9 protein-coding genes are annotated in these 10,895 nt (G+C 72.0%); 7 read left to right on the plus strand and 2 right to left on the minus strand.

The genetic code is table 11. The annotated features are described in order from the left end of the window. Positions 1–31: 31 nt before the first annotated feature. Genes AC0VYB_RS06155 through AC0VYB_RS06165 form a run of 3 tightly spaced genes read left to right on the plus strand, consistent with a single transcriptional unit; the run spans position 32 to position 5,189 of the window. On the plus strand, positions 32–472 hold the full coding sequence (locus AC0VYB_RS06155; protein WP_269447355.1) for a WhiB family transcriptional regulator: 441 nt from the start codon (positions 32–34) through the stop codon (positions 470–472). Continuing rightward, on the plus strand, positions 469–3,735 hold the full coding sequence (locus AC0VYB_RS06160; protein ID WP_009374825.1) for a glycosyl transferase family 2: 3,267 nt from the start codon (positions 469–471) through the stop codon (positions 3,733–3,735). Before AC0VYB_RS06155 ends, AC0VYB_RS06160 begins: the two co-directional genes overlap by 4 nt. Beyond that, the gene (locus tag AC0VYB_RS06165) at positions 3,732–5,189 is read left to right on the plus strand and encodes a DUF5719 family protein (protein WP_259824206.1); all 1,458 of its coding nucleotides are present in this window, start codon (positions 3,732–3,734) and stop codon (positions 5,187–5,189) included. Before AC0VYB_RS06160 ends, AC0VYB_RS06165 begins: the two co-directional genes overlap by 4 nt. 10 nt (positions 5,190–5,199) lie before the next feature. On the opposite strand, the gene AC0VYB_RS06170 is transcribed toward AC0VYB_RS06165, so the two are convergent. Then, positions 5,200–5,562 (minus strand): metallopeptidase family protein, encoded by a 363-nt coding sequence (locus AC0VYB_RS06170; protein WP_009374829.1) that lies wholly within the window; start codon positions 5,560–5,562, stop codon positions 5,200–5,202. A 90-nt stretch (positions 5,563–5,652) separates the two neighbouring features. On the opposite strand from AC0VYB_RS06170, the gene AC0VYB_RS06175 reads away from it, so the two are divergent. The 3 genes from AC0VYB_RS06175 to ahcY are packed head-to-tail and all read left to right on the plus strand — an operon-like array spanning position 5,653 to position 8,987. After that, positions 5,653–6,015, plus strand: coding sequence for a DUF3499 domain-containing protein (locus tag AC0VYB_RS06175; RefSeq protein WP_257957740.1), 363 nt, complete (start codon positions 5,653–5,655; stop codon positions 6,013–6,015). A 30-nt stretch (positions 6,016–6,045) separates the two neighbouring features. Further along, positions 6,046–7,488: a phosphohexomutase domain-containing protein gene (locus AC0VYB_RS06180; RefSeq protein WP_101624564.1), complete on the plus strand. Its 1,443-nt coding sequence runs from the start codon at positions 6,046–6,048 to the stop codon at positions 7,486–7,488. A gap of 38 nt (positions 7,489–7,526) precedes the next feature. Continuing rightward, positions 7,527–8,987 (plus strand): adenosylhomocysteinase, encoded by a 1,461-nt coding sequence (ahcY, locus tag AC0VYB_RS06185; RefSeq protein ID WP_475385092.1) that lies wholly within the window; start codon positions 7,527–7,529, stop codon positions 8,985–8,987. Positions 8,988–8,993: 6 nt separating this feature from the next. Here the strand turns inward: ahcY and AC0VYB_RS06190 are convergent, their stop codons facing one another. After that, positions 8,994–9,827, minus strand: coding sequence for an RDD family protein (locus AC0VYB_RS06190; RefSeq protein WP_063249429.1), 834 nt, complete (start codon positions 9,825–9,827; stop codon positions 8,994–8,996). Between the two features lie 67 nt (positions 9,828–9,894). On the opposite strand from AC0VYB_RS06190, the gene AC0VYB_RS06195 reads away from it, so the two are divergent. After that, entirely contained in the window at positions 9,895–10,893 is a 999-nt protein-coding gene (locus AC0VYB_RS06195) for a stage II sporulation protein M (RefSeq protein ID WP_063249427.1), read from the plus strand. Positions 10,894–10,895: the final 2 nt, after the last annotated feature.

The following is a 10,895-nucleotide window of genomic DNA, read 5'->3' on the forward strand; positions in this document are numbered from 1 at the left end:
CAACACGCTGAGCGTGAGAAAGGGGAACATCGTGCAGAGCGCACAGAGAAAGAGGCTCGAACAGGAGGAGCACTCCGCGATACCGGGAGTGACCTCCCGCAGCGCCGGCGACTGGTTCGTCGAACCCGGCGCCAGGACACCGGACACGCTGCCGGACCCGCTGGCCATCGACCCGAACGATCTCACACCGCTTCCCGTCGACGATACCGCAGTGTCACCGCTGTCGCTGCTCCTCGGCGCCGCCGGAGACGGAGAGCTCTCGTGGCAGGACCAGGCGCTGTGCGCCCAGACCGATCCCGAGGCCTTCTTCCCGGAGAAGGGCGGCTCGACACGTGAGGCCAAGCGGGTCTGCGAGTCCTGCGAGGTCCGCTCCGAATGCCTCGAGTACGCCCTGGCCAACGACGAACGGTTTGGGATCTGGGGCGGCATGTCCGAGCGCGAACGCCGCCGACTCAAGAAGCGAGTCGTGTGAGGCCTGCTGTCACTGTCGTCGTCTCCGGCGACGACTCCCGCCGTGCCGAGCTCGAGACGGCTCTGCACCGGATCCACCCCGAGATCCCCGTCGTCGATCTCGGGGGGCTCACCGTCACCGAGGCGCTCGCCCTGCCGGCCGTCTCGGGCAGCGAGTACCTGTGGTTCCTCACTCCTGACTCCCGGCCCGAGCCGGGCTGCCTCGACGAACTCGTCGAGGCGATCAGCGCCACCGAATCGATCGCCGCCGTCGGCCCCAAGCTCATGGCGTCGGACCGGATCGTCTCCGCGGGCGTGACGACCACCTCGGCGGGGGAGCGGGTCAACCCCGTGGGCACCGGCGAGGTCGACCAGGGCCAGCGCGACGGCGTCGGCGAGACCCTCGCCCTCGACCTGCCCGGCATGCTCATCGCCACCGCCGAACTCTCCCGGGTCGGGGCGCCGAGTCGGGTGCTCGGCCCCGCCTACCGCGGGATCGAATTCTCGCGCCGCTTCCGCGACCTCGGCAAACGCGTCGTCGTCGCCCCCCGTGCCCGGCTCGAGGTCTCCGCCGCCGAGGCGGCCCAACTCGGGTCCTCTGCCCGCCCGCCGCGCTCGTCGGGCCAGATCCGCTCCGAACAGCGGTACCGTCTCAGCCTCGCTCGTCCCGGTCTGCCGGCGCTCGTCCTCGGCCTCGCGCTCACCCGGATCGGCCGTGCCCTCCTCGCCCTCCTCGGCAACGACCCGCGCACCGCCCGCTGGCACTTCTCCGCGCTCCTCGGCCTGCCCTCCGATGTCCGCGCGACCGGACGTCTGCGGAGGGCGAACGGCAAGCGCGGTCGCCTCGGCAGGCGGGCGAACAGCGCGCACCTCTCGGCGCTCTACGCCGACTCCGACGAGCTCGCCGTCCAACGCCGCAGCATGGTCGAGGGCACCGCCTCCGGCGTCGGCGTCGACGACGTGCGCGACGAGGCCGATCTCCACCAGGTCGGCGACACCGAAGAGGCCATCGACTCGTTCTCCCGCCTCGAGGTGAGCGGGGGAGCCGGCATCTTCACCCACCCGCTCACGTACCTCATCCTCGTCTCCGGCGTGCTCTCCGGCATCGTCTCGCACCGCCTCTTCGGTCCCGGCCACCTCGTCGGCGGCGCGCTCGGCTCGACCGACGTCGGCTACGGCGAGCTCATCGCCCGCCTCCTCGGAGGCAGGCTCGACGTCGGCACCGGGACAGACGTCCCCGCCGATCCGCTCCAGCTCGTCCTCGCCGTCCTCGGTCTGCCCTTCCTCGGCGACCTCGACCTCACGGTCCGCGTGCTCATCCTGCTCGCCCCCGTCGGCGCCGCGATCGCCGCCTACGCCGCAGCCGGAATGCTCGTCCACGGTCGCTGGGTGCGGGGACTCGCAGGTCTCCTCTGGGTCACAGCCCCGCTCTTCCTCACCGGACTGTCCGCCGGTCGCCTCGGCGTCATCGTCGTCTGGATCGCCGCCCCGCTCTTCGTCATCGCTCTCACCCGCAGCCTGCGCACCGGGTCGGTCTCCGCCGCCGCAGGAGCCGGGCTCCTCCTCTTCGTCCTCATCGCCGGCAGCCCGCTCCTGCTCGTCATCGGCCTCGTGCTCACCGTCGTCCTCCTCGCCACCCGGCAGGGGCTGCGCCACCTCTGGCTGCTCGCCCCCACGCTCGTGCTCGCATGGCCGTGGCTCCTCGGCGTCATCACCGAGCCGGGCACCCTGCTCGTCACGCCGGGCCAGACGCTCGCCCCGGGCGCGCCACCGACCTACCTGCTCGCCGTCGGCTTCCCCGCCCCGCTCGACCTGGGCTGGCTCGGTGCCGCGGCCGACGCCCTCGGCCTCAGCTCGGCTGCTGCGGCGACCGTGGGTCTGTGGGCTCCGGCTGTCGTCGTGCCCATGCTCGTCCTCGCCTTCCTCACGCTCATCGAGGCCCGCATCCCCCTGCCGGTCCTCACGTGGACGGTCGGGCTCTACCTCGCCGGGCTCGCCCTGGCCACCCTTCAGGTCCACCTCCCCGCGCAGGTCGGGCCCTTCGCCCTCATCGGGTCCTACCCTGCGGCCGGTCTGACGCTGACGAGCCTCGGGGCCATCGCTCTGCTCGCCCTCGGCGCCGACCGTCTCGCCGCCGGCTCCCGGGGGCGGTCACGGGCGCCGATGCGCGTGCTCACCGGACTCGTCGTCCTCGCCGCCCTCGGCTTCGCGATGCTCGGCGTCGGACCCGCCTTCACCTCGAACGACACCGTCGCCACCGCCGAGCACGGGACCGTCCCGGCCCTGGCCGCCGACCGCGGGGCCGGAGACACCGAGGCGCGCACCCTGCGCCTCGACGCCGTCGACGGCGAGGTCATCGCCACCCTCATCTCAACCGCGGACGGCACCGCTCTCGGCACCTCGACGGTGCTCTCCGCCGAGGCGGTCGGCGGCCCTCCGGGGCAGCGTCGCCCGCTGCCGATCGGCGAGGACAAGGTCCTCATCGCCCAGGCCGCGGCCGCCCTGTCCGCCGACGACGCCGGTGACGTCCGCGACCTCCTCGGCCGCCTCGGCGTCGACTTCGTCCTCGTCGGTTCGGGAGAGGACGGACTGCGCAGCTCCGTGGCCGCAGCCACCGGACTCGTCGAGGTCGGTCCGACCGAGACGGGCACCCTCTGGCAGGTCGACAAGCCCTACAGCGGACGCTTCCTCATCGCCGAGCCCGATGGGACGCTGTCCACGGCACCGATCGTCGACGGACGGATCGAAGTCCCGGCGGGCGCCGAGGGACGCACGCTCATCGTCGCTGAGAACGCCCCCGACCTCGAGGCCGCCATCGGCGATCAGACCCTGCCGCGGCCGGCCGAGCCGAGCGCGGCATGGGATGCGGAGTTCTCGCTGCCCGCCGCCGGGGGCACCGTCGACCTCGACGAGGGATCCCCACTGGTCAGCGCCGGTGTCATCGCCGGATGGGTGCTCGGTCTCGTCTGCCTCATCGTCGCCTTGCCGATCGGCACCCGCCGCACGGGAGGCCACCGCCCGCGGGCGGGCGGTCGAGGAGGCGAGGCCCGCTCCAGCGATCGGGACGGGCAGACGCGCGACGAAGAGACGCGCGACGAAGAGGCGCACGACGGAGGGACTCTGTCACAGGCGGAGACCGGCGGCACCGACACCGGCCGAGCAGGCGACCCCGACGCAGCCGAGACCGCGGACTCCTCGGACGCCGGGCGGCCCGCCGACTCGGAGGAGCGCCCGAACCGCAGCGCTGCCACCCACTCGCGGACACTGACGAGGGAGAGGCCATGAAGCTCAGCCGCAGCATCGTCACCTTCGCGGCGATCGCCGTTCCCGGCGTCATCGTCGCCACCACCTCGTTCCTCGCCCCGATCACCTCGGGCACCCTCGACCGCAGCCCGGAGCAGGTGCGGATGCCCACGGCCGACACCAGGGTGATCTGCCCGGGACCCCTGCTCACCGACAAAGCCGCCGAAGGCACCGATGCGGAGTTCGTCGACGACTCGAACGTGAGCACCCGCGTCCTCGCCGCCTCGGCGCCGATCAGCGCCGCCGACGGCTCGGTCTCGGCCGCCCGACTGCGGGTCGCCGACCTCGGGGGCGGCCCGGACTTCGACCAGCCCGCCTCGGCGGGATTCGTCTCCGGCGACGACCCGGTGGCGGGCACGAAGATCGTCACCGGCTTCGCACGCCCGGGAGCGCCCGCATTGACGACGGCTCTCGAGACCGTCGAAGGCACCTCGGGCGACCTCACGGGCCTGGCGACGCTCACGTGTGCGGAACCGGCCTCGAACTTCCGGATCCTCGCCGGCTCCGGCCAGCCGGGCTCGAACTCGCAGCTGCTGCTGAGCAACCCCGGCTCCGCGCCCGTCCAAGCCCGCGTGCAGATGATGACGGCCGCCGGCGCCCGGGGAGAGCCGACGGAGCTGAGCATCCGCGCCGGATCCCAGCGGGCCGTGCGCCTGGCCGGGCTCGCCGCCGGGGCCGAGGAGCTCGCCGTCGACGTCTCCGTCGACGGGGGAGTGCTCGCCGGCTCCGTCCAGGAGACGAAACTCGACGGCCTCACCCCGCAGGGCATCGACCTCGCCGCCGCAGGGGCCGGGGCGGACTCCGAACAGGTCCTCACCGGCATGAGCGGCAAGAGCGTGCGGGTGCGCGTGGCGAACCCGAGCGACGACCTCGCCGAGGTCGACCTCAAGGCCTACGGTCCCGACGGGGAGATCGACCTCCCGCGCTCCTCGCTCACCGTCGTCGCCCAGGGTGTGGCCGAAGCCGATCTCGGGGAGCTCGACGCCGCGAGCATCGTCGTCTCCTCGGACCGGACCGTCCAGGCCTCGGGGATCGTCGCGACGAACGACGACAGCGGCAAGGGGGACTTCGCGACGCTGAGCGCGACCGACGACCTCGCCGAGACCCAGCTCATGGCGCTGCCGCGCACCGGTTCGGCAGAGCTCTTCCTCTCACCCGGACAGGGTCAGGTGCAGGTGGCGGGGATGCGCGACGACGGCTCCCTCACCGACCCCCGCACCGTCGACCTCGAGGAGTCGACGACGACGAGACTCAACCCGGCCGAGATCTCCCCGGATGCCGTCCGCGCCCTCGTCATCGGGGCAGCGAACGCCTCCGGCACGGTGACCGGCGGTGTGCATGCGAGCCTCCTTGTCACCTCGGACACCGGGGTCTCGGCGGTCATGCCCGCGCCCGCCCCCGCCGGCGTCGCCTACCGCGACATCCGGCTCCGCTGACGCGGTCCGCTCACGCTCCGCGGAGCAGGTCGACCTGATCGGCGAGCACCTCGGCGATGAGGCTCTCCCTGCTGCCGCCGAGGCTGTGGTACTCGATCGGGCGACGGTAGAGGACGATGTGGGTCCGCCGGTGCGGGGTCGCAGGGAACACCCGCCCGAAGCTCGGCTCATCCGACCCCGCCGGAGGCACCGCGTCGACGGCGAGGACGACGTCGGCGAGCAGCTCAGGGTCCCTGGCCCGGTGCCGGGCGAACTCCTCGGCGGCGAGGCGGGCGAAGCTCTGCGCCCGCGTCTCGCGTGCGGGCACGTCGGCGCGGTGGAGCGGGGAGCGCAGTCCCCGGCCGTGGCGATCCCGTCTGCGGCGCGTGCTCATAGCCCGTCATTCTACCGAGGCGATCCCATCGGCTCGCACCCGGCGGCGCCTGCCCGGAACGGACGGGGCCAGCGTGTAGAGTTCAGTACTGTGTCAGCCTTGCGTACGTGCTCGAAAGTCAGCTGCTCGCGCAGCGCCACCGCGACCATGACCTATGTCCACGCGGACGCCTGCGTCGTCATCGGTCCCCTCGCCCGGCGCGCCGAACCCGGCGCCCACGACCTGTGCGCCGACCACGCCGCGAGGCTCACCCCGCCGGTGGACTGGCAGCTCATCCGCATCGGGACGGGTGAGGAACCGCCCGAGCGCACCCACGACGACCTCCTCGCGATCGCCGACGCCGTCCGCGAAGCGGCGGGAACGACGACACCGCGCCCCGACGGTCCGACCCCTGTCGACGAGCCCGCCCCCGCCGTTCGCAAGCACGGCCACCTGCGCATCATCGGCCCCTGAGCCTCTCCGCGCACGAACCGAAGGACCCCCATGTCAGGTGAGACCCTCTCCGCCTCCCGTTCCCGCGCCCTCGACACCGCCGTCGGCGCCTACGACATCCGGGGACGGATCCCCGACCAGCTCGACGACGACGTCCTCTTCGCCCTCGGCTGGGCGACCGCCTCGGCGATGGGCGAGATCCACGGCAGCGGCGAGGTCGTCATCGGACACGACATGCGCCCGAGCTCCCCGGGCTTCGCCCGCTCCTTCGCCGCCGGAGTCGAGGCCGCGGGATCGCGGGCCGTGCTGTTGGGCCTGTGCTCGACCGACCAGCTCTACTTCGCCTCCGGGATCTTCGACCTGCCCGGGGCGATGATCACCGCGAGCCACAACCCCGCCGACTACAACGGGATCAAGATCTGCGCCCCCGGCGCCGGCGGGGTGAGCCTCGAGACCGGACTCGGCCGCATCTGCGACCTCGCCCCGAACGCCCCCGACCCTGCGGTGGGGACCCCGGCGGTCTCCGTCGACGAATCCGCGGCCGCCTCGGTGCGCACCCGGTACGCGCAGCGCATCCGCGAGCTCACCCGCCTCGACGAGGTCGCGGACCTCACCGTCGTCGTCGACGCCGGAAACGGCATGGCCGGGCGCCTCATCGGCGAGGTCTTCGGCACCGACGCCGGGCTGCCGGCGACCCGACTCGAGATCATCGGGCTCTACACGGAACTCGACGGGACGTTCCCCAACCACGAGGCCAACCCGCTCAAGCCGGAGAACCTCGTCGACGTCCAGGCCGCCGTGCGCGAGCACGGCGCCGACCTGGGGCTCGCCTTCGACGGCGACGCCGACCGCTGCTTCTTCATCGATGAGACCGGGGCGACGATGTCGGCCTCGGCGGTCGGCGCCCTCGTCTCCGAACGGGAGATCGCCCGCGCCCGAGCGGCGGGTCGCGACGAACCCACGGTCATCCACAACCTCATCACCTCCCGCAGCGTGCCCGAGGCGATCACCGCCGCCGGGGGCCGCGCGGTGCGCTCGAAGGTGGGCCACTCGGGGATCAAGACCCTCATGCGCGAGGAGGGTGCGGTCTTCGCGTGCGAGCACTCCGCGCACTTCTACTTCGAGGAGTTCTACGGCGCGGACTCCGGCATGCTCGCCGCATGCCACCTCATCGCCGCCCTCGCCGAGGCCGACGGGCTCGCCTCCCGTCTCGTCGCCGCCTACGACACCTACCGGCAGTCCGGGGAGATCAACTTCACCGTCGCCGACCCCGACGCCGTGCTCGAAGCCTTTGCCGCCGCCGCGCCCCGGTTCGCCCCTGAGCTCGTCGAGGACCTCGACGGGATCAGCCTGCAGGGCCGCGACTGGTGGGTCAACCTGCGCAAGTCGAACACCGAACCCCTGGTCCGGCTCAACGTCGAGGCCCCCGACGACGCCCGGATGCGCGAGCTCACCGCCCGCGCCACCGACATCGTCGAAGGCCGCGTCGCCTGACCGCTGCCCCCAACGTCCCGAAATCCCAAGGAGGACCCGTGCTCGCACCCACCGACTTCAAGGTCGCCGATCTCTCCCTCGCCGAGGCGGGACGCCATCAGATCCGGCTCGCCGAACGCGAGATGCCCGGCCTCATGGCGCTGCGCGAGGAGTACTCCGCCTCCGCCCCGCTGGCCGGGGCGAGGATCTCAGGCAGCCTCCACATGACCGTGCAGACGGCCGTGCTCATCGAGACCCTCGTGGCCCTCGGCGCCGAGGTCCGCTGGGCCAGCTGCAACATCTTCTCCACCCAGGATGAGGCCGCGGCCGCCGTCGTCGTCGGCGACGGCACCCCGGAGGCGCCGTCCGGGGTCCCGGTCTTCGCATGGAAGGGCGAGAGCCTCGAGGAGTACTGGTGGGCGGCCGACCGGATCTTCGACTTCGCCGAAGGACCCACCCTCATCCTCGACGACGGCGGGGATGCGACGATGTACGTCCTCGAAGGTGCGGCCGACGAAGCCGCCGGCCGCGTCCCCACCGCCGGGGAGGACGCCCCCGAGGAGTATCGGGCCTTCCTCGCCCAGCTCGAGACGGCGATGACCGCGGCTCCCGGCCGCTTCACCCGCCTGGCCGAGGGCATCCAGGGCGTGAGCGAGGAGACGACGACAGGTGTCAACCGCCTCTACCGCCTCGCCGAGGCGGGACGCCTGCCGTTCCCCGCGATCAACGTCAACGACTCGGTGACGAAGTCGAAGTTCGACAACCGCTACGGCATCCGCCATTCCCTGCCCGACGGCCTCAACCGGGCCACCGACGTCCTCATCGGCGGCAAGATCGCCGTCGTCGTCGGCTACGGGGACGTCGGCAAGGGCGCGGCCGAAGCGCTGCGCGGTCAGGGGGCGCGCGTCGTCGTCACCGAGATCGACCCGATCTGCGCACTCCAGGCGACGATGGACGGCTACCAGGTGGCTCTCCTGCCCGACGTCGCCGAGGTCGCCGACATCGTCATCACGACGACCGGCAACACCCGCGTCGTCGACGTCGACGTCCTCCGCAGCCTCAAACCGGGAGCGATCGTCGGCAACGTCGGCCACTTCGACGACGAGATCGACCTTGCCGGCCTGCGTCGCGTCGACGGGGTGAGCGTCGTCGAGATCAAACCGCAGGTCCACGAATGGACCATCCCCGTGCCGACGGAGGCCGGACTCGGACGGGAAACGACGCAGATCCTCGTCCTTTCCGAGGGTCGGCTGCTCAACCTCGGCAACGCCACCGGGCATCCCTCGTTCGTCATGAGCGCCTCGTTCTCCAACCAGGTCCTCGCTCAGATCGAGCTGTGGACCCGAGGGTCGGACTACGACGATGCGGTGCACCGGCTGTCGAAGGAGCTCGACGAAAAGGTCGCCCGGCTCCATCTGCCCGCGCTCGGGGCGCAGCTGAGCGAGCTGACGAAGGAGCAGGCCGAGTACATCGGCGTCGACGTCGCCGGGCCGTACAAGCCCGACCACTACCGGTACTGAGCGCCGCTACCGCTGCCGGTCGGCGCTCAGCCGCAGGCCGTGCGGCAGCCGGTCGACCCCGGCGCGGAAGGACTCGGCCTGCGCACCTCGGCGGTGGGCCCTGTCCCGGTCGGTCACGCGCTGGCGGGCGACGACGGCGGCGAGGAACTGCTCGGGCAGCGTCCCTTCGGGTGGAGCCGGGGCGACGTAGGGGTTAAGCTCGGTCGCGAGCTCGATCGCCCGCTGCCAGCGTGACTCGTGGCCGAGCCCGGGGGCGACGGCGAGGAACTGGACGATCCGGCGGCGCAGGCCGGCCGGCACCGCGGAGACGTCGGTCTCCGCAAGCCAGGGGACGAGCTGCGGGGCGACGTGCGTGTGCACCGGAGGAGGGGGAGTCGCGCGTTCGCTCACCGCGATGGTGCCGGCCATGTAGTCGCCGAGGCGCTTCGTCTGCGGGGACACGAGTCCCGAGAGTGCGGCGATCCCACCGCCGGTCCCGATGACCTCGAACTGCCAGAGCAGGGCGCGGACGAAGGAGTGCCGGAGGCGGACCGCCCCACCGTCGTCACGGACGATCCGCAGGCCGAGGATGAGCTTGCCGAGCGACCTCCCGCGGGTGAGGACCTCGACGAGGAGGGGGAGGAGGACGAAGACGGCGACCGTCATCATCGTCATCACCGCGGTGAGGAGCAGCCCGTTGAGCGACCGGAGCTGGAGGAGCAGCCAGAACGTCGCGACGAGCAGTCCGATGTTGACCAGCGTGTAGGCGACGGCGTCGATGAGGCAGCTGAGCGCGCGGGCGGCCAGCGCCGCGGGCTGGACGCTGAGTTCGACGGCCTCGCCTGTCACCAGAGTGCTCACACCACCATCCTGGCACACCTGCTCCACGGCGGCCCGATGCCGGGGCGGCATCGTCTAGGGTGGAGGCATGGATCCCAACCTGCTCGCCGAGATGCACGGGGACCAGTGGAGGGAGCTGTCGGCCCTGGCCAAGCGCAACCGGCTCGATCCGGCGCAGGCTGAGCGGTTCCTCGTCCTCTACCGGGCGGCGTCGAAGGACCTCTCGCAGATCATGACGGTGGCCCCGGACTCCCTCGAGGCCGCGCGGCTCTCGACGATCGTCCACCGGGCGCGCACCCACCTCTCCTCCGTCCCCGCCGGCGGGCTCTCGGGACTCAGCCGCTTCTTCGTCGTCGCCCTGCCGCTGTCGCTCTACCGGCTGCGCTGGGACTTCGTCGCCGTCGCGGTCTTCTTCCTCTCGGTCTCCGTGCTCTCCGGGGTATGGGCGGGCACTCACCCCGAAGTGCTCGAGACCTTCGGCGACCGCGCCTCCCGGCAGCAGTTCGCCGAACACGACTTCGTCGAGTACTACAAGGAGAACCCGAACGGCTTCTTCGCCGTGGGCGTGTGGACGAACAACGCGTGGATCGCCGTCCAGTTCGTCCTCCTCGGCGTCACCGGCGTCTTCGTCGTCCAGGGGCTCGTCCTCAACGCCGTCAACGTCGGCTTCTCGGCAGCGATGATGTTCGAGTTCGATCGGGGAGCGGACTTCTTCCTCTACATCCTCCCGCACGGCATCCCGGAGATCAGCTGCATCCTGCTCGCCGCGGCCGCCGGTCTCCGGCTCTTCTTCGCGTGGGTGATCCCGGGCCCGCAGCTGCGGCGGACGAAGCTCGCAACCGAGGCCCGCTCCCTGCTCGTCGTCGCCGGCGGACTCGTCATCATGCTCTTCCTCTCCGGCCTCATCGAGGGCTTCGTCACCCCGAACCCGCTCCCACCGCTGGTCAAGATCGCCATCGGCATCGCCTACACGGCCGCCGTCGTCGTCTACGCTGCCGTCCTCGGCAGGCGGTCCTCCCGCGCACAGCTGTCGGCCGACCTCGACGCCCACGAAGCCGGTTACCAGATCGTCGCGACCGACCGCTGAGC

This window comes from Brevibacterium sp. Z349TD_9 (genome assembly GCF_056173565.1).